The organism is Candidatus Pacearchaeota archaeon (genome assembly GCA_038874355.1).
GTDB lineage: Archaea > Nanobdellota > Nanobdellia > Pacearchaeales > GW2011-AR1 > JAVZCO01.
The window spans coordinates 353,866-378,674 of the sequence record JAVZCO010000001.1; the positions used below are offsets into that span (position 1 = coordinate 353,866).

26 protein-coding genes, 3 tRNA genes and 2 other RNA genes are annotated in these 24,809 nt (G+C 24.3%); 8 read left to right on the top strand and 23 right to left on the bottom strand.

Annotation, left to right across the window (positions count from 1 at the left end):
• From QW117_02160 to ffs, 9 genes are all read right to left on the bottom strand, one after another.
• Window positions 1-1,299, bottom strand: coding sequence for a type II secretion system F family protein (locus tag QW117_02160; GenBank protein ID MEM3405759.1), 1,299 nt, complete (start codon window positions 1,297-1,299; stop codon window positions 1-3).
• The gene (locus QW117_02165; protein ID MEM3405760.1) at window positions 1,296-1,463 is read right to left on the bottom strand and encodes a hypothetical protein; all 168 of its coding nucleotides are present in this window, start codon (window positions 1,461-1,463) and stop codon (window positions 1,296-1,298) included. Before QW117_02165 ends, QW117_02160 begins: the two co-directional genes overlap by 4 nt.
• Window positions 1,464-1,519: 56 nt before the next feature.
• Window positions 1,520-3,040 (bottom strand): type II/IV secretion system ATPase subunit, encoded by a 1,521-nt coding sequence (locus QW117_02170; protein MEM3405761.1) that lies wholly within the window; start codon window positions 3,038-3,040, stop codon window positions 1,520-1,522.
• A 1-nt stretch (window position 3,041) separates the two neighbouring features.
• Window positions 3,042-3,578, bottom strand: a complete 537-nt coding sequence (locus tag QW117_02175) for a hypothetical protein (GenBank protein MEM3405762.1) — start codon at window positions 3,576-3,578, stop codon at window positions 3,042-3,044.
• 7 nt (window positions 3,579-3,585) lie between these two features.
• Entirely contained in the window at window positions 3,586-4,074 is a 489-nt protein-coding gene (locus tag QW117_02180) for an archaellin/type IV pilin N-terminal domain-containing protein (GenBank protein MEM3405763.1), read from the bottom strand.
• 42 nt (window positions 4,075-4,116) lie between these two features.
• Entirely contained in the window at window positions 4,117-4,566 is a 450-nt protein-coding gene (locus QW117_02185) for an archaellin/type IV pilin N-terminal domain-containing protein (protein MEM3405764.1), read from the bottom strand.
• 55 nt (window positions 4,567-4,621) lie between these two features.
• On the bottom strand, window positions 4,622-5,128 hold the full coding sequence (locus QW117_02190) for an archaellin/type IV pilin N-terminal domain-containing protein (protein ID MEM3405765.1): 507 nt from the start codon (window positions 5,126-5,128) through the stop codon (window positions 4,622-4,624).
• Between the two features lie 12 nt (window positions 5,129-5,140).
• Window positions 5,141-5,698, bottom strand: a complete 558-nt coding sequence (locus QW117_02195) for a hypothetical protein (GenBank protein ID MEM3405766.1) — start codon at window positions 5,696-5,698, stop codon at window positions 5,141-5,143.
• Between the two features lie 163 nt (window positions 5,699-5,861).
• An RNA gene (ffs, locus tag QW117_02200) (signal recognition particle sRNA) lies at window positions 5,862-6,123 on the bottom strand.
• Between the two features lie 83 nt (window positions 6,124-6,206).
• Here ffs and argS point away from each other — a divergent pair.
• Window positions 6,207-7,889, top strand: coding sequence for an arginine--tRNA ligase (gene argS, locus QW117_02205; GenBank protein MEM3405767.1), 1,683 nt, complete (start codon window positions 6,207-6,209; stop codon window positions 7,887-7,889).
• A gap of 20 nt (window positions 7,890-7,909) precedes the next feature.
• Here the strand turns inward: argS and rbcL are convergent, their stop codons facing one another.
• From rbcL to QW117_02250, 9 genes are all read right to left on the bottom strand, one after another.
• Window positions 7,910-9,181, bottom strand: coding sequence for a type III ribulose-bisphosphate carboxylase (gene rbcL / locus QW117_02210; protein ID MEM3405768.1), 1,272 nt, complete (start codon window positions 9,179-9,181; stop codon window positions 7,910-7,912).
• Window positions 9,182-9,211: 30 nt separating this feature from the next.
• Entirely contained in the window at window positions 9,212-9,535 is a 324-nt protein-coding gene (locus QW117_02215; GenBank protein ID MEM3405769.1) for a hypothetical protein, read from the bottom strand.
• Window positions 9,536-9,566: 31 nt separating this feature from the next.
• Window positions 9,567-9,779 carry a hypothetical protein gene (locus QW117_02220; protein ID MEM3405770.1) on the bottom strand — a complete coding sequence of 71 codons (213 nt, stop codon included), beginning with the start codon at window positions 9,777-9,779 and terminating at the stop codon, window positions 9,567-9,569.
• A gap of 36 nt (window positions 9,780-9,815) precedes the next feature.
• On the bottom strand, window positions 9,816-11,198 hold the full coding sequence (cysS, locus tag QW117_02225; protein MEM3405771.1) for a cysteine--tRNA ligase: 1,383 nt from the start codon (window positions 11,196-11,198) through the stop codon (window positions 9,816-9,818).
• Window positions 11,199-11,369: 171 nt separating this feature from the next.
• The gene (locus tag QW117_02230) at window positions 11,370-11,924 is read right to left on the bottom strand and encodes a hypothetical protein (GenBank protein MEM3405772.1); all 555 of its coding nucleotides are present in this window, start codon (window positions 11,922-11,924) and stop codon (window positions 11,370-11,372) included.
• Window positions 11,921-12,142, bottom strand: coding sequence for a hypothetical protein (locus QW117_02235; GenBank protein ID MEM3405773.1), 222 nt, complete (start codon window positions 12,140-12,142; stop codon window positions 11,921-11,923). Before QW117_02235 ends, QW117_02230 begins: the two co-directional genes overlap by 4 nt.
• Before the next feature lie 183 nt (window positions 12,143-12,325).
• Window positions 12,326-12,736 carry a secondary thiamine-phosphate synthase enzyme YjbQ gene (locus QW117_02240; protein MEM3405774.1) on the bottom strand — a complete coding sequence of 137 codons (411 nt, stop codon included), beginning with the start codon at window positions 12,734-12,736 and terminating at the stop codon, window positions 12,326-12,328.
• Between the two features lie 189 nt (window positions 12,737-12,925).
• A tRNA-Ser gene (locus QW117_02245) sits at window positions 12,926-13,006 on the bottom strand.
• A 51-nt stretch (window positions 13,007-13,057) separates the two neighbouring features.
• The gene (locus tag QW117_02250) at window positions 13,058-13,294 is read right to left on the bottom strand and encodes a hypothetical protein (protein MEM3405775.1); all 237 of its coding nucleotides are present in this window, start codon (window positions 13,292-13,294) and stop codon (window positions 13,058-13,060) included.
• 98 nt (window positions 13,295-13,392) lie between these two features.
• Between QW117_02250 and QW117_02255 the strand changes: the two genes are divergently transcribed.
• From QW117_02255 to QW117_02270, 4 genes are all read left to right on the top strand, one after another.
• Window positions 13,393-13,468, top strand: a tRNA-Met gene (locus QW117_02255).
• A 106-nt stretch (window positions 13,469-13,574) separates the two neighbouring features.
• The gene (locus tag QW117_02260) at window positions 13,575-14,435 is read left to right on the top strand and encodes a hypothetical protein (protein ID MEM3405776.1); all 861 of its coding nucleotides are present in this window, start codon (window positions 13,575-13,577) and stop codon (window positions 14,433-14,435) included.
• Between the two features lie 280 nt (window positions 14,436-14,715).
• Window positions 14,716-15,045, top strand: coding sequence for a hypothetical protein (locus QW117_02265; GenBank protein ID MEM3405777.1), 330 nt, complete (start codon window positions 14,716-14,718; stop codon window positions 15,043-15,045).
• Between the two features lie 103 nt (window positions 15,046-15,148).
• On the top strand, window positions 15,149-15,640 hold the full coding sequence (locus tag QW117_02270) for a hypothetical protein (protein ID MEM3405778.1): 492 nt from the start codon (window positions 15,149-15,151) through the stop codon (window positions 15,638-15,640).
• A gap of 27 nt (window positions 15,641-15,667) precedes the next feature.
• On the opposite strand, the gene rnhB is transcribed toward QW117_02270, so the two are convergent.
• The 5 genes from rnhB to rnpB all read right to left on the bottom strand — a co-directional run bounded on the left by rnhB (window position 15,668) and on the right by rnpB (window position 20,803).
• On the bottom strand, window positions 15,668-16,357 hold the full coding sequence (gene rnhB / locus QW117_02275) for a ribonuclease HII (protein MEM3405779.1): 690 nt from the start codon (window positions 16,355-16,357) through the stop codon (window positions 15,668-15,670).
• Between the two features lies 1 nt (window position 16,358).
• Window positions 16,359-19,001 carry a cation-transporting P-type ATPase gene (locus tag QW117_02280; GenBank protein ID MEM3405780.1) on the bottom strand — a complete coding sequence of 881 codons (2,643 nt, stop codon included), beginning with the start codon at window positions 18,999-19,001 and terminating at the stop codon, window positions 16,359-16,361.
• A 46-nt stretch (window positions 19,002-19,047) separates the two neighbouring features.
• The gene (locus QW117_02285) at window positions 19,048-19,527 is read right to left on the bottom strand and encodes a TspO/MBR family protein (GenBank protein MEM3405781.1); all 480 of its coding nucleotides are present in this window, start codon (window positions 19,525-19,527) and stop codon (window positions 19,048-19,050) included.
• A 39-nt stretch (window positions 19,528-19,566) separates the two neighbouring features.
• Window positions 19,567-20,322: a hypothetical protein gene (locus QW117_02290; protein ID MEM3405782.1), complete on the bottom strand. Its 756-nt coding sequence runs from the start codon at window positions 20,320-20,322 to the stop codon at window positions 19,567-19,569.
• Window positions 20,323-20,461: 139 nt separating this feature from the next.
• Window positions 20,462-20,803, bottom strand: an RNA gene (gene rnpB / locus QW117_02295) — RNase P RNA component.
• A gap of 134 nt (window positions 20,804-20,937) precedes the next feature.
• Between rnpB and QW117_02300 the strand changes: the two genes are divergently transcribed.
• From QW117_02300 to QW117_02310, 3 genes are all read left to right on the top strand, one after another.
• Window positions 20,938-24,015, top strand: coding sequence for a hypothetical protein (locus QW117_02300; protein MEM3405783.1), 3,078 nt, complete (start codon window positions 20,938-20,940; stop codon window positions 24,013-24,015).
• A gap of 100 nt (window positions 24,016-24,115) precedes the next feature.
• Entirely contained in the window at window positions 24,116-24,523 is a 408-nt protein-coding gene (locus tag QW117_02305) for a hypothetical protein (protein MEM3405784.1), read from the top strand.
• 214 nt (window positions 24,524-24,737) lie between these two features.
• A tRNA-Phe gene (locus QW117_02310) sits at window positions 24,738-24,809 on the top strand.

Genomic DNA, 24,809 nt, shown 5'->3' on the forward strand with positions numbered 1-24,809 from the left:
TTAATAACTTGTTTGTTTTAAATTTAAAAATAATATGAAAATTATGTTAATTATAGAGATACACCCTATAATAATAGATAATAACAGAACAGAGGAAAATCCTATATTTATTATTTTTGTTGACATTAAAGCTATTAACAATCCAAATATCATAGGAGCAGCAATAACAAGACTTATATAAATATCCATAAAAGTTTCTGCTTCTTTTGTATATTTCTCTTTTTCTATTTTATATTCAAAAAATAAAGTTTCTGCCCTCTTTTCCAAAAATTCTGTTATGTTTCCGCCGGTAGTTATTATTGCCCCTATCCCTAAAAATAATTCCGATAATTCTTTAGATGGTGTTATCTTTGCAACGTTTTTTAATGCTGTAACTAAATCATAACCATATAAATTTATTTGATTCATAACTTTAATAAACTCTTTCTTTATATTAGGGTATTCTTTACCAAAAGCAATTATCTTAAATATATAAGAAGGTTCTACTTTTGAGCTTGATATAGCGGCCATATTTAAAACAACAAAAGGAAGTTCTTCTTTTATTTTTGTTTCTATACTTTTACTTTCTGTAGCAGGATAAAAATAAAAAATGAAAAAAGTAAAAAAGGGTAATAAAAAAATTATCCAAATATATTTGATTAAATCTAATTTTAAGAAAAAATAACCAAAAATCAAAAAAAAAATACTAAGTATAAAAGATAAAAAAGAAGAGAAAAAAGCCATAGACAGATAAGAATTTGTCAAAAATGGAATTGATGCTTTTTTTAAATTTTTTTCTAAATCAATAAAATATCCTTTTTTTAAAAGAGAATTAGAAAGATTAAGGAACATTTTATTAGAAATTCTTTTATAAAAATTAGATTTTGCTATATTCATAGAATAATCTTCTTGATTTTTAATTTTTTTTTCTTTTAATCTTTCTATTGCTTCTTCACTAATCCTTAATTCTTCCAAAAATTTTTCCTTATCTTTTTTATTAATTATTATGTTAATTTGTTTTCCTTTACTATTATAACTTATATTTGAAAGCTCTTGCGAGCTTTCTTTTTTTAAATTTTTTTTATCTTTTACCTCATTTTTAAAAGGTGGAAATTCTCTGAAAGGAGATATATTCTCTATTATTTTTGGTATAGACTCGTTAAGTATTTTTAATTGATTTAATAAAGAATTTATTTTTTTTTCTATAATTATTTTTTCTTCTTTGCTATTCGATAAAAAAAATTTTTCGTTTAAAGATATTACCTCGCTAATTATTTCTTTTTCTCTTTCAATATTTGATAATAATCCCTCTAGTGTCATGTTAAAAGTTTAGATATTTGTGAATTTATTTTAATGATCTCTTTTTTAGTTTTTTCATAATTTTCAATATCTTTCTTTGTATAATATTCTTCTAATTTTCTACTTATTTGTTCTAATGAGTTAATTAAAATATACAACAAAGAGATTCTTTCTTTACTTAACATTTTTCACTCTTTTTTAAAATAAAAGGATGTTAATTTTATAAATCTTTTGAATATATTTAAGAAAGGAGATTATATTTTAACATTACTGCTTGTGGGTTTTTATAATATTCATTTATTTCTTTCTGTACTGTTTCAAAATCATATATTTTTCTTTTAAATAATTCATATAACAGTCTTGTTCTTATCTCAAACTCTTTTAATATTTGTTGTTTAGTAAAACCATGCCTTTGACATATTTTATCAAAAACTTTTGATTCTTTTTTAAAATAAAATTTGTCATCTGCAGGATTCCATACAAAGGGGGTATTTGTAGTGGCTATTCCGTCAGGATCTACATTTATTATTTCAGAGATACTTCTTAATCTTCTTGTTTCTTGATTTTTTACAATAACATGACTCATTATTGTAACAACATCTAAAGTATTTACAAGTGTTGGAGATAGTTCTATTGGTGGTGTTTCTAATCTTTTTATTACCGTATCAACAGAATCTGCATGTATTGTTGATAAAGACGCGTGCCCAGAAGCCATACCTTGAAATAAAACAAAAGCTTCTTTACCTCTTACTTCTCCCACTATTACATAATCTGGATTTTGTCTAAAAGAATTTTTTAATAAAGAAAAAAGATCAACTTCCCCAATATTCCCAGTTCCAATCGCAGTTCTAGCTACAGCAGGAACCCAGTTCTCTTTTGATAAATTTATTTCTCTAGTATCTTCTATAGAAACTATTCTTGCTTCTGGTGGTATAAAAAAAGAAATTGCATTAAGTAAAGTAGTCTTTCCAGAACCAGTTCCACCAGCAATTAATATGTTGCATTTATATTGTATTAAAATCCAAAAATAAGCAAGCATTTCTGGAGAAAGAGTATTCATAGACAAAAGGTGAATAGGAGTCCAAGGAGTTTTTGTAAATTTTCTTATTGTAAATGTAGGACCTCTACTTGTTACATCAGTAGTATATGTAGCATTAACTCTACTTCCGTCAGGTAAGGATCCATCTAATAATGGAGAAGCATAAGAAATATATCTACCACATCTTTGTGCAAGTTTTTCTACAAAACTTGCCAAATTTTCAATATCTCTAAAAATAATGTTTGTTCTTAAATTTCTATATAATCTATGGACAATATAAATAGGTGTATTAACTCCATTGCATTCTATATCTTCAATAAAATAATCATTTAATAAAGGTTCTATTTCATTAAATCCAATAAAATTTCTGTAAAGATAATAAAAAATTTTATTGTAACTTTCTTCTGAAACTTTTAAAACAAGTTCAGAAATTAATAATTTAGCTGTTTTATCAATATATTCTATAAGTGATTCTATTGTTCTTTCTTTTAGTAAGTTTATATTTATAATCTCTTTCATTCCTTCTTCTAATTTAGAAAGAATTTGTTTTTCATAATCATTTAATATAGGTTCTTCTACTTCGTATAATACTTCTTGTTCAGAATGATTCCAATAAATATGAACAAAAACGTATGGAGGTATTAATGCATATCTTAAATCTATTTTTGACCTATCGCTAAATCTTGGAAGCTGCGGAATAGTTGGTTTTAAGTTTATTTCCATTTTAAGATAAAATAAAATCTATTTGATATTTACTTGTTGTCTCTTCATACTTTACGTTTCTTATATAAATTTTATATGGAATCGGTGTTTGTGTTAGTTCTTTATTTTCTTCTTTTCCGTTATATGTTATATTTACATTTTTTTCTTTATATTTCAAATACAATTTTATTTTATAATCATTTGCCTTTTGTTCTGTTAAAATGTTTATGCTACCTCTTTTAACCTCTTTTCCAGGCTGGGAATAAGAATATTTACTATCAATTTCAAATTCTATTGTATCATTTTCTGAGTTTATTCTCATTTTTCCTTTTTTTATCATTATCTCACTTATTTCTCTAGTATTTCCCGGGCCATACACAAGTAATTCTTGAATTTTTGATTCTATTATATTTAAACTTTCTATACTGTTTTCTATAATAAATTTATCTTGTCTTTCTTGTATAGTTGGTTTTACAACAGCAAGAACAATTCCAATTATAGAAAGCATTATCACAGTATAAATTACAGTTTCTATCCATACCTGTCCTTTTATTTTCATTTTACATTTAAGTGCACTTTTTAATGTTATATGATTGTGATGTTATATCACAAGTTTTTCCATTAATCATAACAGTTATAGTAGAATAACTAACATTTCCTAAAGAAAATATATAAGTTAATGCTTCCCCTCTTTCTGGTAAAACTATTGTTGAAGATCCATCATACATTTTAACACCATTTAAATTAGTTCCATTTTTTAATTCATATCCTTTAGAACTTGCACCTGAAGATAAAGATATGTATATTCCATCTATTTCTTTTTGGTCAGATCCTCTTTCAATTTGTATTAATGTAGATGTACTATTAGAACAAGTATATTCTGAATCTAAAATATTTATATAATCCATATACTCATAACAAGAAGATTTTCCTATATCTTTATTAATAATTTCTTTTACAAACTTTCCTAAGGTTAATGTTGCTATTATAGTTATTACTACTAATAACAAAGTAGCAATTACAGGAGATATTGCTCTTTTATTTTTTTTTATCATTTTCCCTCTTTTTTATATTAAATTATTATTTTTAATTAATTTTTATATGGTTTCTGCTAAAAAAGTATTCTCTTTACATGTATATTGTGTCTTTTTTCCTTTTTCATTTTCACCTAAAATAACAGGAATTACTTCTATTGAATCTTTATTTTTTAATGAATCATCTTTTATACTTTCTCCAGCACCTATTAGAATGCTTTTATTTATTTCATAATTCTTTATTTTTCCTTTTTCTTTTAATCTTAATTGTAAAGAATAAATTGGATAATTTCCTATATTAGAAAAACTAATTTCTCCACTATCTTTATTATAATAAACTTCTAATCTTATTTCTCCACATACTTGTTGTGCTGGTTTTTCTTTTTTTTGTATAGATTCTTTTATAAAACTTTTTGCCCATATAAAAACTATTAATACAAGAATTATTACTATTACTACTAATAACAAAGTAGCAATTACAGGAGATATTGCTCTTTTATCTTTTTTTATCATTTTCCCTCTTTTTTATATTAAATTATTATTTTTAATTTAAATACTTTTCTAAATCTCATATACAATTTTTTATTTCTTGTTCTATTTTTTGATTCGAACATAGTAATTTATCATTCTTTATAGTATGAGTTGGAATTACATTGATTTTTGTTATTAAATTCAAATTAGAATAATCAAAAATAGCCAAAACTTCTTCATTATCAGACGCATTTAAATTATTTTGAAAATAATATTCAAAACTACTAATATTTCTTATTTTTCCTTGAGGAAAACTATTTTTTAAATTTATAGACATAATTGGTAATTGTGTAGAATTTGATGCTTTTATTATTGCCCCACTTATGTCATATAGCCCCATATTTTTTAAGGTTAAATTTAATATTTTATTAGAAGAATCACAAGAATAATCCTTTATTATTAATGATAATGTTTCTGGACATTCTTCTGTTTTTGTAGGAATTTGTCTTTTCATCCATGTATAAACCAAGACACTCAAAGATAAAACTATTGTTATAATTAAAACATAAGCTACTATTTCACTTATTGCTTTTTTATTTTTCATTTTACTATTTTTTTATTTTGAAGATACTGTTTGATTTCCTGTTGTGATTACAAAATAAAAGTTTTGTCCTTCTTTTATGTTAAAAGATTTATAAAAATTTATTTCTGGAACATTTATTAAAATTTTACCTTCTTCATCTAAGGTTTGGGTTATATCATAAATTATTATACTTCTTATTTGTGTGTTTTGGGTAATACGATCCCCTTCTCTTCCTATTTCCATACTTATTTCTCCACCAGTAGTAGAATTTATTATAATCGCCTTTAAATTATTTTTATCTCCATATATAAAAAGCCATGTTGGGTAAATTCCTTCTGTTGTTGTTACGTATTTTTGCGAATATTCTGTATAATTCGTGATCCAAATTTCTATTAAAGAATTCAAATCTTTTTTATTAACTATCCCATAGTCAATAACCTTTGCGGTTTCTAATTCTATTACATCTTTTATACTATAAATTGGATATTTTTCCTCTTTTGTCCTTATATAATTAAAACTTAAAGTTATTATTAAAATTACTCCTATTATTATTATTGCAGCCATCAAGTAAAATTGATTTTTTTTATTCATTTTTACCTTTTATTAAATATAAAAATAAATTCTATTTATAAATATTTTCAATAATATTTAATAAACCTCAATTGATAATAAAAAAATTTGAAAGATAAATGAAATACAAATTAAATTTTATATCCTAAATATAATAAAAATATTAAAAAGTAAATATCAAAGAGTGCAGATCAGGAAGCTAGCTACATAAGAATTAATAAACTTATCTTGAGTATCCTTGTTCTTGTAACCCTACAAGCATCTTAACTTTTACTTAGTGCTGCTTCATTCCTGACCTCGCACGTTTCGTAAAAGCAAGATCGAGTAGGACAAGAACTCATTGTTAACTCAAGGGTTTATTAATTCCTATCTCACCAGCTTCTTTACGGCTCGCCATAAGTCCATTTGCGATTGGCAGAGGACTAACCTGCCCACCTGATCTGCATTATTTTAAAGAAAAAGAAGTTTATAAAGTTTATTTTTAAAAAATATAACAATAGATTTAAATATTAATTTAGTTTTTATAAAAATGAAGAAAATGAAAATAATCAAAGATATAGAAAATGAAATTATTTCAAATTTATCTAAATTATTAAAAATAGATAAAAAAGAAATACAAAAAAAATTAGAAAAACCTTATTTTAAAGAATATGGAGATTATGCTTTTCCATGTTTTATCCTCGCAGCTAAATTAAAAAAACAACCTGTTATTATAGCAGAGGAATTATCTAAAAAATTAATAAAAAAAATAAAGAATGTAGATATAAAAGCACTTAATGGTTATATAAACTTCTATTTAGATAAAAAAATTATTGCAACCGAAATTTTAAATAAAATTTTAAAGGAAAAAGAAAAATATGGTTCAAAAAATATTGGTAAAAAGATTTCTATAGAACATACTTCTTTAAATCCAAATTCTTCTCCACATGTTGGGAGAGCAAGAAATAGTATAATAGGAGATTCTCTTGCTAGAATATTCAAATTTTTAGGTTATAAAGTAGAAACATATTATTATGTAAATGATGTAAGTAAGCAGATAGCAATGATAGCATTAAAATTTAAAGGTAAAGAAAATTTTTCTCAATTATTAGATTTATATATAAAAGTAAATAAAGAAATAAAAAATGATCCTGAATTAGAAAATAAAGTTTTTGATTTATTAGAAAAATTTGAAAAAGGAAACAAAAAAGTAAAAGAAAAATTTAGAAAAATAGTAAAAATAGCATTAGAAGGACAAAAAAAAATCCTTAAAGAATTTGGAATAATCTTTGATAGATTTGATTACGAATCTTCTTATATTAAAAAAGCAAAAAAAATTTTAGAAGAATTCAAAAAAACAAAAAGATTATTTATAGATGAAAATGGAAGATTTGTTTTAAATGAAGAAGGTTATAATTTAGAAGGAAAGATTAAATCTCCTGTCTTAGTTTTAGCAAGAAGTAATGGAACTGCTTTATATGCATTAAGAGATATAGCATATACAATAGATAAAATGAAAAGATGCGATGAAAGTTATATAGTGTTAGGAGAAGATCAAAAAATTTATTTTCATCAATTAAAAATTGCTTTAGAAATTTTAGGAAAAAAAGCACCTAAAGTTATTCATTATTCTTATGTTTTAATAGAAGAAGATGGAAAGATAAAAAAACAGTCAACTAGAAGTGGAGATGTAATTTTACTAGAAGATTTTATGAAAGAAGCTGTTAAAAAAGCACAAGAAGAAATAAATAAAAGAAAAACAAAAGGAGATGCAAAAAAAATAGGATATGGAGCTGTAAAATATGCCATAATAAAACAAGATCCTAATAAAAATATAATTTTTAAATGGAAAGATGCTTTAAATTTTGATGGAAATTCTGGCCCTTATTTACAATACAGTTATGCAAGAGCATCTTCAATAATAAAAAAATCAAGAATAAAAATAAAAAAAATATCTATAGAAAATTTAAATGATTATGAAATAAATTTAATAAAAAAATTATCCGATTTTCCTTTGATAGTTGAAGAAGCTTATAAACATTTAAATCCATCAATTCTAGCAAATTATTCTTTCGAATTATGTAAAATATTTAATGAATTTTATCATAATTGTAATGTTCTAAAAGCAGAAAAAAAAGACAAAGGAAAAAGAATAGCAATTATTGAAGCATTTAGAATTGTTCTAAAAAATTCTTTATCTTTATTAGGAATAGAAGTTATAGAAAATATGTAAAAAATTATTTTAATTTATAATTATTTCAATTCGTCACTAGCCCATCTTCTTAAAGCTTCTCTTAATTCATAATGATTTTTAGAATAATTTGCTAAACTTATTTTCTTCATACACGCGTCTACAGCTTGTCTCATTGCTTTTGCTCCTGCAATACTACCATAAGGATGGCCATGAATTCCTCCACCAGCTTGTATTAAAATATTATCCCCCAAATGTTTGATTAAAAACGGAACGTGTCCAGGATGCAAACCGCCAGAACAAACTGCTAACATTGGCTTTATTTTATACCAATTTTGTTGTAATCTTGTTTTTGTCTCTTTAACATAATTTTCTTCTATTTCTTCTTCTATCTCATGAACTTCTTTAATACTGGTTTCCATTTTTCCTATACCAGTTCCTATATGTAAAGAATCTAATCCTATTAATCTAGCAATATCAGCTAAAACCATCATACTTACACCATGTTTTTCATTTCTTGTTAAAGCAGCGTGCATTGCTCTATGTCCGTGAATAACTAATTTTAAATTTCTATTTTCTTTTGATAAAGTTTGCAAGGCAGAAAAACCAACAGTTAACATATCAACCATGATGAATTTAGCATTTTGTTTCTTTACTAATTCTGCTCTTCTTATCATCTCTTCTGTTTCTGCTGTTACATTAATCAAATAAGCTTTTTTTTCTCCTGTTTCTTTTTCTGCTTTATCTTTCATTTCTAATGTTTTTAATAATCTTTTTTCAAATTTGTTAAAATCCTGACTTGAAAGATTTTCATCATCTTTAACAAAATCACATCCTCCTAACCATGATTCATAAGCAGATTTTGCATGTTCTTCTGTTTTTAATCCTAATTTTGGCTTAACAATTGTTCCAACTAATGGTCTTTTTTTTATTCTTAATATTTTTCTTATACCCTTTAATCCATATAAAGGACCATAAAAACTTTTAATTATAGATTTAGGAAATTGAATATCTTCTAATCTCAAAGCTTTTACATCTTTCATACCAAAAATATTTCCTGCAACACTGCTTAATATATTAGCCATATTTCCTTTTTCAAATAATTCAGAAGGATATGCTATCTTAACATATTCTCCTTTTATAGAAAACACTTTTGCTCTCAAATCTTTAACATAGTTAAATTTTGGTATTTCTGTCCAAGTTCCAACAGAAGATTCTGCTGCAACTCTTTCTGCAGCTTCTTTAATTGTTAAATTATTGGCCGGTTCTATTCTAAATAAACAAACAATATCGTCCTTTGGTGTGTATTTTAGATTTAAATATTCATCATACATCTTTTACCTCTTTTTTATTTATCTTAAAAATTAAGATATTATTCCTACTTTTCTTTCTTTTAAAATTTCTTTAAAATAATTATTAATAAAAATCTCTTTTCCACAATTTTCTTCTTTAAAGTATTTATTGTCTATTAATCCTGTAATATCATATACATCTTTTCCATTTATTACAAAACAGTCTCCGGCATTATCATGTTTTTTTATTTCGTCTTTATTATATACTTTTTCTTGTTTAATTACAATATTTCCAGTTAAATTAATTCTTAAAGAGATAAAAAAAATTAAAGTTAGCAAGATAATAAATGATAATAATAAATATAACTTCTTAGTTCTTTCTTTTTTTATTATCATTGTTTGTATAAAACAATTTTAATTTATAAATTTATTTATTAGAAAAATTTTTCATAATTTCATAAAACATAGAATAAAAACAGGAAGAAAAATAAATAGAATTGAGAAAAATATAAGCTTGAAATTTTTTTTCCCTTATTATCTCTTCTGGTGCTTTTTCTACTTTTTTCATTAAATTATACCAACCACAAATTGGGATCCAATCTTTCCAATCATATAATTTATTTTCTAATTCTTTTTTCATTTTCTTTTTTTAAGAATTTTTAACTTATAAATTTTTTTAACTTATTTTCCTTATCTTTGTCCCTTCTTTTGTATCATCTATAATATATCCTTTTTCTCTTATTTTTTCTCTAATTTTGTCTGCTAATTCAAAATTTTTTTCTTTTCTTGCTTTTTCTCTCTCTTCTATCATTTTTTTTATATCTTCTGAAACATCTATTCTTTCTTTTTCTAATAAATTCAATCCTAATACTTTATCTATCTCTTGAATTGTTCTATACTTTCCATTTGCTTTTTTATCTCTAACTAAATTCCATAAAACCTGTAATGCTTTTGGAGTGTTTAAATCATCATTTATTGCTTTTATAAATTGATTTAGATACTTCTTATTTATTTTTCCGTCGTCTTTTACTTCTGAAATAATGTTTTTTAATCTTTTATAAGAGTTTTTTTCATTTTTTAATATCTCTATAGAAAAGTCTAAAGGTTTTCTATAATGTCCTCTTAATATAAAATACCTATAAATCATAGGCTCAAAACCCATTTCTTCTAATTCTTTTAATGTGTATAAGCCGCCAGTACTTTTGCTTATCTTTTTTCCTTTGAATGTTAAAAAATTTTCATGAAGCCAATAATTCACAAATTTTTTTCCTGTTGCTGCTTCACTTTGTGCTATTTCGTTTGTATGATGAACCGGTATATGATCTATACCACCAGTATGAATATCTATTGTTTCTCCTAAATATTTCATACTCATAGCTGAACATTCTATGTGCCAACCTGGAAAGCCTTTACCAAAAGGGCTTTCCCATTCTTGTTGTCTTTTTTTATCTTTAGGAGAAAATTTCCATAATGCAAAGTCGGTTTTATTTCTTTTTTCCCCCATATTTATTCTTTTTCCTGCTTGCAAACCTTTTATTTTTAATCTTGCTAATTTTTCATAATCTTTAAATTTAGAAGTATCAAAATATATTCCATCAGATGTCTTGTAAGTGTATCCCCTTTCCTCTAATTTTTTTATTAATTCAATCATATCAGAAATATGTTCTGTTGCTTTACACCATACTTTTGGTTCTTTTATGTTAAGTTTTTTTAAATCTTCTTTAAAAATAGAAAAATAATATTCTGCTATTTCTTTTGCTGTTTTTTTTTCTTTTTCTGCTGCTTTTTCTATTTTATCTTCTCCTTCATCAGCATCACTTGTTAAATGTCCAACATCAGTAACATTTATTACCTGTTTTACATTATATCCATTATATTCTAATGTTCTTCTCAATATATCAGCAAAAATATATGCTTTTAAATTTCCTATATGCTGATAAGAATAAACTGTTGGCCCGCAGTTATACATAGTTACTTCTTTCTCATTTATTGGCTTAAAGATTTCTTTTTTTCTTGATAAAGTATTGTAAAATTTTATTTTTTCTCTTGTTTTTTTCATATTTCAATAAAAAAATAAGAATATAAAAATCTTTTTGAAATATTTAAATTAAAAAATTGATTTATTTATTTTTTATAAAATCAAAAAAAATTTATTAATCAATTGTTTTATATGGATTTTAATCTATTTATTTTAAGTTTTTTTATATACAAAATAAATTTTTTATTTTCCCTATTTTATCTCTAAGTCAAAAAAAGTAGAAGCATACGGTTGACCGTTTTTATACAATTCTATTCTATATCTTATCATACAAATAGGACTTTCTTTTTCTGTAACTATTCTTATTAAACCATAGCTATAATCTCCAGGCCTAATTGTAAACTCATCTGTTTTTCCTTTTAATATCAACTCCATAGCTTCTTTTTCTGTTATCCCACATTGCTTTTTTAATTCACTAGAATCTTCTCCTAATTTTACTTCATATTTAAACTTGCTTGCTTGATTACCACTATCTAAATTTTTTATTCCTATAGCAACACCAAATTCATTTCCTCTTTTTACTGTTGCTTTATTATTTGCTAAATAAGTAATAATAGGATTTGAATCATCTTCAGAAAACATTTTGTTTATTTGTTCTTTTACTTTATCATTTATAGTATCTACATTATATCTTGCTCCAGAAAAGATCGTTTTTATTAAAACTAATCCCATAATTAACATAGTCATAGCCAAAACTATTATAACAATAGTTCCTATACTTAATTCAATAGCAGCTCTTTTTTTCATTTTTTTAAATTTTTTATAGGTTTAATTACAAAAATCAAAGATAAAATAAACCATATCCATCTTAATTTTATTATATTATTTATAGCATTTATATTTAATAAGCTTACAATAAATAAGGTAAAGAAAAAAACACTAACTTTAATTAAAAAAAGATTAAAACAACTAATATCTTTTATTTCTAAACAGCACTCTTTTTTATTCCCTCTTTTTTTTACCATTTTTTCTTAAAAAAGAAATTTTTAAAGTTTATAAATATTTCTTTAATAAAAAAATTTTAAGTTTTTGTTTATTTTTTTGTAAGCTTTTTTTATTTTTTATATTTTATTATTTTTCGTAACTTTTTATTATTAAAATTCTATAAAAATTATTATTTATTCTCTCCATTCTTCAATTTTTTAATTTCAATCTCCTATAATTTTTATTAAAACTTTTTTATTTCTTTGCCCGTCAAACTCTCCATAAAATATTTGTTCCCAAGGACCTAAATCTAATCTACCGTTAGTTATTGCAATAACAACCTCTCTTCCCATAATTGTTCTTTTTAAATGCGCGTCTGCATTTGTTTCTCCAGTTTTATGGTGTTCGTAATTTCCTTCTGGAGCCAGTTTTTCTAACCAATTCATAAAATCCTTTTTTAATCCACATTCTTCATCATTAATAAAAACACTTGAGGTTATATGCATACTATTAACCAAACATAAACCATCCTCAATATCAGATTCTCTAACAGCTTTTTCGACTTCTTCAGTTATATTAACAAAATCTTTCTTTTTTTCTGTTCTTATTGTTAAATATTTTACATAACTCTTCATTTTATATCATTAATCTTTATAATATCAATTTTTCTTTTTCATTTAATATAAACTTCATTCATCTTATTCTCTATATAAATATTTCTTTTTTATTTTTAAAATAGTAATAGACTCTTAATGTATCTAGCTAATATTTTATCTTGTTTTAAAAAATGTATTTAGAAGTTTTTTAATTAGAAAATTTTCAAGCGCCCGCAGCAGGAATCGAACCTGCGAGCCCCGAAGGGCGCGGATTAGCAATCCGCTGCAATACCACTATGCGATGCGGGCATAATTTTATATTAATTTTTTTTACTTTTAAATTTTATTATTAATTTAACTTTATTTTTGAAATTTTTTTATTACCTTTTTTACTCTTTCTAACATTTCTTTTCTTAATCCAATAAAACAGCCACCTTCTTTTCCAGCAGCATAAGTTGATTCTTTTGGTTTTATTATTTCATTTATTAGAGGATGTTCTATATCAATATGAGTTATTTTAGCATTGCTTTTTCCTTCTTCATGAATATAAACTTTAGCATTTTTTAATTCATATTTTCCTTCACTTTTACCTGTCATTTTGAAATATAATTTTTTTATGATTATAAATTTATTTGTTAAATAAAGAAAAGATTTAAAAGTATAGAATAATATATTTTCATATAAATTCTTTTTATAGCGGGGTGGAGCAGCCTGGTTAGCTCGTGGGGCTCATAACCCCAAGGTCGCGTGGTTCAAATCCCGCCCCCGCTATTATTTTTAATTTTTATGAAAAGTTAAAAAATATGTTAATATTTGTTTATTCCTTTGTAGTAGTAAAAAAAGAAAGTTTTATAAACCCTAATTTCTTATTAAATATATGGTAAATAAAATGATTCAAAAATTTGACGCCAAAGAATTGTATTCCTTTCAAATAGAATCATGGGAAATGGCTTTACATAAATATAGTAAAGAGAATAATTTAGATTTTAAAAAAAATGCTTTCTATTTATTAAAATCTGAAAATTCTATTTCAAAACCAGAAGATATAGGTTTAATTCTTGTAAGAATCGCGCTATCAGATTTAGAAGGTAAATTATCAAAAGAAAAAAAATATGTTATTTTACAAACATATTATGATGAAGGGGACTTAAGTACAATTGATATTGTTAGATTGCCTTTTGATATGCATAGAAAAATTGTAGAAGAATATTTAGAAGAGATTTTAACTAAGGAAATTAGTAGACAATTTATACCTTTACATGAAGGTCTTTCAAGATTCTTAACAGCAGGAGGGTTTATAGAAAAAAATGTAGATAAAATAAAATTTTATGGTTCAAGTGTAGATTTTTCAAATAGATTTTCTACATATGATACTAATGATATCGCATCTTATCTTACAAGAGAGTCTGGATTATTTGATATTGTTGAACCACCTAATCAACAATATTCTAACAAAGGAAAAGAATATATAGAAAGATGCCTCGATATTATGCGACAACATAAGTTAAAACCAGAATTTTATTCTCAAATTATTGATTTATATATCTTAGAAAATATTAGAAATGATGAAATTGTTCGTCCTCACTTGTTTTATTCTTTAAATCTAATGAAATCTATTGATAAAGCTATTAAAGAAGGAAAAGATATTAATCAAGTTCTAGCAGAAGAAACTGCCGAAGGGATTGGTAGAGAAATGATGATTAAGGGAATAGAAGAAAAATTAAAGAAAAAAAATTAAAAGTGTCAATTTAATTCATAAATAAATTAAAATTAGTAAATACATAAATATATTAATAACTTCAAATTTTTTTGAAAAAATAGAAAAGAAGGAAAAGTATTCTTATTAATAAATATTTTTCAATTATAAAATAAATTAGAAACGATAAAGATATAAGAATACTTGAATTGAAAAGTGATTAATTAATAAATATAAAAATTATTTTTATATATTTTTTCTTTCTACCTCTCTATAATAATCACAAAATGTTTATAAGATAATAATTGTGAATAATAAAAAAATGAAAGAGAAAAACTTAAATAAAAAAATAAAAGAAACAAGAATAGAAGCAAGCAAAAGTTTAAGAAAATGGCAAAAGCTTCTATCTAAAGAGAGAAAACTTCTGGAAATAAAATTCAAAAAAATATTAAAATCGGATTTGAAAAAAGAAGAAAAAGATATTCTTAATTTAATAAAAAAATTAGAAGATAAGTATGGATATCTTGTTCCTGTTAAAGAGATTTACAAAACATCAAAACTTAGCAAAAAAGAAGTTGACGATATGATTGATAAATTAAAATACATGAGAATAATATATTTCCCAATAAAAGAATTCGTGGCGAGAAATTAAGAACTCAACAAACAATTATTTCTTAATTCCAATATAATATTTACACTATTTAGGCTTTTATCTTCACCAAAACATTTAAATATAGTAATTACTTAGTAGTTACATGAGTGAAGAAATTAAGTATTCTGAACCGGAAGTGAGAGAAAAAAGTTCTGGATATTTTATAGGATTTGTTATATCTGTTTTTGTAGCTTGTTTATTCATATTTCTAGCAATAATTACTCTTTATCTTTTTGATTTTACTGATGCTCAAAAAATGTTATTTGTTGGAATATTGATTTTAATTTATCTTATTATTTCTCCTTTATTAGTCAGGACAAAAAAGATAAGAGAAGTGAAAGTTTATGAAACAAGAATAATTGAAAAACCTGTTGAAAAGAAAGTTGTTGTTAGGAAAAATGTTTATATCAAAAAAACAAAAAAATTGAATATTCCTAAATTTGATTATGTTGGTTCAACTCAGACAAAAATATTCCATAAAAGAAATTGTAAATTAGGAAAATTAATTAAGAATAAATATAAAGAGCATAGCAACACAGAATCATTTTTTAAGAAAAGAGGATATAGGAAATGCAAGATGTGTATGAAAAAATAATTAGCAATAATTTTTTCTTAAAAATTTTTAAAAATCATCCAATTTTTTCTGTTTTTTAATATTACATAAGTCCTTCCAGGTTTGCCAAGTTTCTCGAAATATTCCGTCTTTTTTGTACTTTTGAAAATGTTCTTGTAAAAATTTACAAGTTATAGGATCGCTTGGGTAACCACTCCCAAAATCGATTCCTACATGTTTTTTTATTTTTTCAATTTCTTTATCTCTCGTAACCTTTGCAAGAATAGAAGCAGCCCCAACAACAACATGATTCACATCTGCTTTCCACTCTGCCTTTATCTCTAAAATTTCTTTTTTTTCTATATATTTTTCTAAATATGCTTTCCATTGCTTTATATTATTAGAAGGACAATCTATAATTACTCTTATTTTTTCTTTTCCATCATATCTTTTAACTCTGTCTACAATTTTATTTATTATTTCTGACATTTTTATTGCTTCTAATTTGTTGAGATTTATTCCCACACTATTTCTTCCGTCTATTTCAAATGGTTCTATTTTTATAATTTCATAATCAATAACATTTTTTTTTATTTTTTCATAAAGAAACTCTCTTCTTTTAGAAGTTAGCATTTTACTATCTCTTATTCCAATTTCTTTCATTTTAGTTTCTTGCCCCCATTCTATTAAGACACCAGCTATTACCATAGGTCCAATAACAGGACCTCTTCCAGCATCGTCAATTCCTAAAATTAACATTTTAGTTATCTAATTTAAAATATAATTTTTTATTATTTTGCTCTTTCAAAATATTAAATATAATAATTAGTAAAAATCCAAACAAAATAGAAATAATCCAATCTATTCTTTTTATACTTATAGTTTCAAATACTTTATTTAAAGGAGTGTAAATTATAACTAAAGTCGCTAACAAAGATATTATAGATGCATAAAATAAGTAAATATTTGCTTTAAATGATTTAAAAGAAACTTTTTTTCTAAAAGACATAAAATTATAAGCATTAAAAATTTCTAATAAGATTAAAGTAGTAAGAGCAGTTGTTCTTGCAAAAACAACATCTTGTTTTAAAATATTAAATGAAATATAAAAAGAGATTAATGTAAAAAACGCTATTAAAATACCAGCACTACAAAACCATTTTATCAAATCCTTATTTAATATATCTCTATTCTTTCTAGGTTTCTCTTCCATTATATCACTAGAGTAAGGAGTTAATGCTAAGGTTATTGCAGGTAAATCGTCTGTAACTAGGTTCATAAATAATATCTGTATTGCTAACAATAAAGGAATTTGCCATCCTAAAATAGGTGCTAATAGAACACCAATAAAAAGAATCATAAGTTCTGCAAGATTGCAAGATAGTTGATAACTAACAAATTTTCTTATATTTTTGAAAATTGTTCTTCCTTCTTTTATTGCTTCTACAATTGTTGCAAAATTGTCATCTTTTAATACTAAATCAGAAACCTCCCTAGAAACATCTGTTCCTTTTTTTCCCATTGCAACACCAATATGAGCCTCTTTTAAAGCAGGAGCATCATTAACACCATCTCCAGTCATTGTTACAATTTCCTTATTTGCTTTTAGTGCTTTAACTATCCTTAATTTATGTTCTGGATTAACTCTAGCAAAGATTACTATTTCTTTTATTATTCTTTCTAATTCTTCGTCTGTAATTTCTTCGAGTTCCTGACCCGTTATGACTCTTCCTTCTCTTAAATTAATTTTTTTTGCTGTTGCTATTGCGGTTTCTTTATCATCTCCTGTTATCATCTTTACTTCAATTCCAGCCCTATAACAAGATTTTATAGCCTCTTTTACTTCTTCTCTAGGGGGATCTTCTATTCCAACAAATCCCAAGAATACTAAATCCCCTTCAAATTTGTCTTTATCAAAAGAGTTTATTTCTTTGTAAGCAATTGCTAAAGTCCTCAATGAAGAAGAAGTAAATTTTTTATTCATTTTTAAAATATTTTTTTTCTCTATATTTGTTAAACTAAAAATTCCATTATCTCTTAGTATTCTATTACACTTGCTCAATATTATTTCTAAGGCACCTTTTGAAAAAACATAACTTTTATTTTCTAAATTACACAAAACAGACATCATTTTCTTTTTAGAATCAAAAGGAATCTCTTCTATTCTTTTTGCATTTAAATCTTCTTTATGAATAGATGCTTTTGCAGCCATAATCAATAAAGCGCCTTCTGTAGCACTTCCATTTATATTATATACATAATCTTCACCCGTTCTTGTAATAAAAGAATCATTACATAAAACAGAAGATTTTATCAAAAGAGATAAAACATTATTATTTAGAGGATCTATTTTTTTTCCATTAATAAAAAAATCTCCTTTACCTTCATAACCAATTCCACTAACTTCAATAATTTCATTATTACAAAATATTTTGCTTACAGTCATTTCTCCTGTTGTTATTGTTCCAGTTTTATCAGAGCATATTACTGTTGTTTCTCCTAATGTTTCAATTATAGACATTCTATTAACAATAGCATTTTTTTTAGACATTCTATAAACTCCAGTCGCTAATGCTGTAGTTAAAACAACAGGAAATCCTTCTGGAAAAGCAGAAACCGCAAGTGCAATAATTAATATTAAAGCATCAATAAAAAGAGTTTGTGTTTTTTGTTGTGTCGCTATCATTAAAATTCCTGTAAGGACAGAAAAAATTATGGCAACATAAACCATATATTTTGCTATTTTATTTATTTTTTTTTGTAAAGGCAATTCTTTTTCTGCTTTGGAGATCATATTTGCTATTTTTCCAAATCTTGTGTTCATTCCAGTGTGAATTACTTTTGCTATACATTTTCCGCTCAGAATTAAAGAACCGGCAAATAGACATTCTTTTTCAGAATATTTCTTTTCACTTTTTATTGGAAATTTTTTAATTTCTTTTGATTCTCCAGTTAAAATAGATTCATCAACATAAAGATTTTTTTCTTCTAATATTATACAATCAGCAGGAACTTTTTCCCCACTTCTTAATATAAGAATATCTTGAGGTACTATTTCTCTAGAAGGAATTTCTTTTTCCTTTCCATCTCTTACTACTATAGAAACAGGCATTAATATGCTCTTCAAAGATTTTATTGCTTTTTCTGCTTTGAATTCTTGAAAAAAACCAGTTAATGTTATAAGAAAAATTATAAAAATTATTGTGTATGCTGTTATATTTTTATTTACAATAAAAGATAAAATTGCCGCTACTAATAATAAATAGATTATATAATTATTTATTAATTGTCTTAAAAATATTCTTATTGGCGATACGATAAAAGTTTCTTTTATTTCATTAAATCCATAAATTTCTAAATTCTTTTTTGCTTGTTCTTCACTAAGTCCTCTTTTATTAATCATATACATAAAATAAATTTTTCATTTAAATATTTAACCTAATTAATGATTATTTAATAGAAAGAAAGTTTAAATAAGAAGCAAAAATTATCCATAAAAAGTAAGGGATAAGAAGGTAAGAAGAAACTTTATTAATTTTATAAGAAACTTTTATTAATATTATTATAGAAAAGAAGAGGAATATTATTTCAAAAAAAGATAATAATGGATTTTTTAAAACAAAATAAATAAAAGTCCATAAGATATTAAGAAAAAAATTAATTCCATATACTATTAATATTATTTTCTTTTCATTTTTATTTGAAGAAATCCAAGAAAAATATATAGATAAAGATATTAAAAAAAATAGAATATTCCAAACTATAACAAAGATAAAATTAGGAGGAGTTATTCCTGGTTTTATACTTTCATACCATTCTGTTTTAACAGAAGAGGAAGTGAATACACTTCCAATGAAAGCAACAGAAAAAACAATAAATAAAATAAAGAAAAATATAAAAATTTTATTAATTTTCTTTTTATTATCCATATTATTGAATGATTTTATTATTTAAAAATTCTTCTTTAATTAATATAAATCTTCTCTTGAAGGATATGCCTTTATTTTTATTAAATCTTTTTCATTTATTATTCTTTTTACTTTTATTTTAATATTTGTTGGAAATTTTAATCTCTTTGGATAAGATCTATAAACTATTTTTAAATTTACTTCTTTGTTGTCTACAGTTTTTCCCAAATCTTTTGTTATAAAACTTACATAAACATTTCCAATTTTTGTTATTCCAGTTACTTGTACATCATATTCTTTTCCTATTCTATATTCAATATTTTTTCCTTCCGAATTAACAACTAAACAAGAAGTATTAGAACAATTTTCTAAATTAGACCCTTTTTTTATATAATTTATATTTTTTGCATTTTCTAACCTATTTAAAACTTTTACTTTTACTATTTTTATATCTTTTTCCTCTTCTATAGAAGAAATTTCTGATTTATAGAAATTATAATCTTTCAAAATAGAATCATTATCTATAATTCCTAAAAAATTTTTATTTAATAATTCATAAAAAAAATAAGGAGAATTATTCTTTTCTAAAATTTCTTTTATTCTTTCACCAAAATTTATAATGTAATCCATTTCTTCTTCTGTTATAGTTTTTTCTATTATTTCTTCTAATTGCTTTTTTATTGGTTGGGCTATAACATTCAAAAAATCTCCTCTTTCAATAATAAAATTTGGTTTATTATTTCTTAATACAGGAATGTTGAGAGTATTTATTAAATAATCAAAAAATTCTATTATTTCATTTTTATTTTTCTTCATAAAATAATAAATAAAGTAGATTTTAAAAAAATTATTAATTTTCAATATTATCTTTTGTAGATATATTTTAACTTAAAGATACTTTTATACATCTTTTGTATATTACAAAAATAAATGATTATAAAAAATTTAAATATGTGAGTTGGATATAAGCCGCATTCTGTCAATCCCTGCCTGAACAGACGGATTGTGCCAACATTCGACTATGCCTCTTAAAAGAGTTGCACCGACTGAGTTGGCCGTTTCATCATATCTCTTGTTTCATAGTTCTTTGCATAATTCATTACTCTACAAGAGCTGTGTCGTTTCTGTTCCAGAGCTTACTCTCACGAGTATCTTCCTTTCGGAAGACAGCCCTCTTTAACAAGAGTTGTCTCTTTTAGAAGAGACAAGGTGTGCGGACTTTCCTCAGAACCAGCCTTGATTACTTTTTCAAGGCTTGTTGATTTAACAACAGGTTCCGAAGTTGGCTATCCAACTCGCATAAAAAAATGTACTTTTACATTTAAAAGTTTTTCTTTTTTTTGACTTTGTATTTTTAATGTATAATAAATAATATAAATAAAAAAACAAAAATTTATAAATTAATTTTTCTATTATTAAAATAATAATAAAATGAAAAAAGAGATATTATTGTTATTATTTTGTTTTATTTGTTCATATGCACTGTTACCAGAAAATATTACAGCTACTTGTTTAATACCTCCTTCTAATCCTTCTTATGATTACAACAATGATAATATAATTGATATTTATGATGTTAATTCTTTACTTCAAGTATCTATTGAATTAAGTAATTGTCAATCAAATAAAATTTGTGACCTAAATAATGATGGAATAATAGATATATCTGATGTTAATCTTCTTCAAAATTGGATTTATTCTAATAACTGTCCTTTACTTAATTGTTCAGATAATCAGACCATAATGAAAGTTTCTAATATAACAAATGCTTATGCAGAAATTTGGAATGAAACAGAAAATTATCTTTATCCAATCTGTTACCAAAATATATTCGGAGTCAATTATCCTGAACAAAATTCTCATGAATGTATAAAAAATAATAAAGTTATTGGGCTATCTTTGACAAAAAACGCTCTTGCAGAGATTCCCTCTCTAAATAATTACCCGGTTAACGTTTGTTATGGAGATTTAGAATGTAACTCTACAAATCAATCTTGTGATTCTCTTGGCACAAATTATAAAGAGATTATAAGATTATCTAAAGAGACAAATGCTCTTTTAGAGATACCAATTAATTTTAGTTCATTTATTTTAGAGATTAAAGGAACATCAAAAGAAAATATATCGCATGTTAAAAATTATGAAAAAACAATAATATTAACAGATAAAATAGAAAATAAAACCATGATTGTACAAACCGATACATATGTAAATATTATGGAACCTCCTTCTAATTATCTTTCTTATTTTCCTTACCGGCAAACTACAAAAACATTTCAAGCAAATAAAGGGGATAATGTTAGTATAAAAGTTTTATACAAACAACAATTATCAAGTAATATTATCATTACTTACGGTATATACAAAAATGATATAAATATATATAATGTTACACAAATTAGAACACCAAACAAAGTTGGATTAGCAGCAGTATATAGAGAAGATAAAAGAGAATATTCTGAGAAAATAAAAGAATCAAAAGAAATAAGAAAAGAATATGCAGAAAAAGAAATAAAAAAATTTGGAAAAATTCCAGATAGTGTAATTAGCGAATCTTTAATGGATAATTTTGTTGGTTATTCTTATAGTGGCAGTAAAGATGTTAATAATTTTGTTACAATCAGTTCTGCTAATATTTATATAGATAATAATACAAAAGCAATAAAATTATTTCAAAAAGCAAGTACAATTGCTATTTGTGGTATGGTTAGAATGTGTATATCTACACCGAATGGATTATGTAATTCAAGTTATCAAAGCAATTATATGTTTCTTCATCATCTTTATTATGTAAATTATAATGAAACCGGCGATTATATAATTCCTAATAATTTTGGTTGTAAAGGATATTATTATAATAAAAGCAGAGGAGATTTATACCTGCCTTCTTTAGATAAGAGTATGGTTAGAATAGGAGAGATGAGAATAGATAATCCTCCTATTGGTAATCAAACTATTATCGTTCAAGTTGCTGGAACAAGCGACGTTTATTTAAGAGGAGGAGAAATATATTTAGAAAAAAATTCTAATTTATCACAAGAATTTATCGTAAGTAGTAATAATCCTTTTGTAAATGTTTATTTTTCAGATACGAAAGAAAATAAAACAACTAATATAGCATCAGATATTCTAGGAAAATTATTGTTATATAACACTTTTCCAATAAAAATTTGTTGTAAGTCATTAATAGCCGAAAATATACCATATCATCAAACAGAAGAACCAAATCAAACAGAATTTGGTTGTAATGTTAGTGAAAATCATCCTTATGATTATAATGATGATAAAGTTATTGATGCTTCAGATACAGGATTTTTACTAAAGGTTGCTTTAGAGTTAAATAACTGTCCATCAAATAAAATTTGTGACTTAAATAATGATGGAACAATAGATATATCTGATGTTACTCTTCTAGTGAGATATATAACTGTAGATAATTGTAATATAACTATACCACAAATCCCAAAAGGAATAGCATACTGGGCTGATATGAATCAAAATTATATAAATAAAACTAATGTAAATGATAGTGTATTAATGATATACAATATAGGAGAAGAATATAACGGACAGGAAATTAATTTTGAAGTTCATGAAGTAGATAAAGGTTTATTTGATGTAGATTGTTCTGGTGACTGGCCTAATGAAGCAAGATATGCAAAAGCAAATGTTATTAATGGAAAAGCAATTGCTTTATGGAAAGCAAGATATTGTTCTAATGGAGAAAGTGATGGAGTTTATTTTATAGCAAAATTAAATGATACTATAAAAAATGAATCAGATATACTAGAAATTCTTTCTTATAATAATGAAAAACCATATATAAAAATATTATCTCCTGAAAATGAAGATAAATTCTTAGTTAATAATGATATATCTTTTAATCTTTTCTATAAAGATGTAGATGACGAATTAGAAATAACATGGAATTTCAATAATGAAAATACAACAACTTTAACTAATTGCTTAAATAATAATTGTAATATAATAAAACATAGTTTTAATACACCTGGAGTTAAGATAATAAAAGTAAGAGCAAAAGAAAAGAATAGAGAACAATATTCAGAAGATGCAATATCCTTATATATTTATAAAGAAGGAATAAATGTATTTGCAGTTATATCTAAACCAGATCCTAAAAAAGAAATAATAATTCAAAATATAACAAAAGTAGAATTTGACGGTTCTTCTTCATATGTATCAAATTGTACTAAATGTGAAAATAATATCTGTATAAATTGTCCTTCTAATAAAGAATGCTATAATGTAACAAGCAATACAGAAATATTACAATGTTTTGATTTGCCAAAACCACAGCCAATAAATAGTCCTTTGCAAGGATATAACTTATGGTTTAATTGGACTATTTTAAGAGAAGATAATAACTTATACGGTAATATATATGGAGATTGGAATGAAAATTATTATAGCAGTGTTAATTTTAATCATACTTTTCGTCAATCAGGAAAATATAAAGCAAAATTAAAAGTAGGTTATGAACCATTATAAAGAAAAATAGAATTAGGATTTAATGATTGGAATTTTTATTTTAGCTGCTATCTTTATATTTTTTATAGTTATTTTTATATTTATTGAATCTAGGAAAAAGATGATAACAATAAATTTAGAAAAGTTTCAATTCAAACCCGGAGAAGAAATAAAGGGTCAAATATTTTTAAATTTAAAAAAACCTGTAAAAGCAGAGGAACTAGTAGTTGGACTTGCTGGAAAGCAAAGAAGTAGGAAAGGAGATGATATTGATGGTTATAAAGTCTTTGAATTCTTCCAAAGATTAGACGGAGAAAAAATATATACTTCAACCCCAGAACCTTATAATTTCTCTATTATGATTCCTTCTAATATTATATCTCAAGTTAAAGATAATTTAGGGAGAACTATCCTAAATGTTATAGGAACTCTAACAGGATCTTTTCATTTAGTAAGATGGTATGTTGTTGTTAGATTAAAGACTTATGGAATTGATATAACAAAAGAAGTTCAAATTAATATATATTAATAAGCATAATAAAAGTACATAAAATTTCTACTATCCTAAATTTTAATAATTTATTGGCCATCACATTTTTTCAAATGAAATTAATATAGTAGTCATCAAAAAATAATTAATATGGTGAAAAAGGTTTATAAAAATTTTTGTAAAAGATATGAGAGTTTTAAAAAATAAACTTATTAAGATATATTTAAAAACTTTTTTTTCTTTTAAATTTTATGGGGAGGTAGCTCAGTGGGAGAGCACACGGCTGAAGACCGTGGCGTCGGGAGTTCGATTCTCCCCCTTCCCA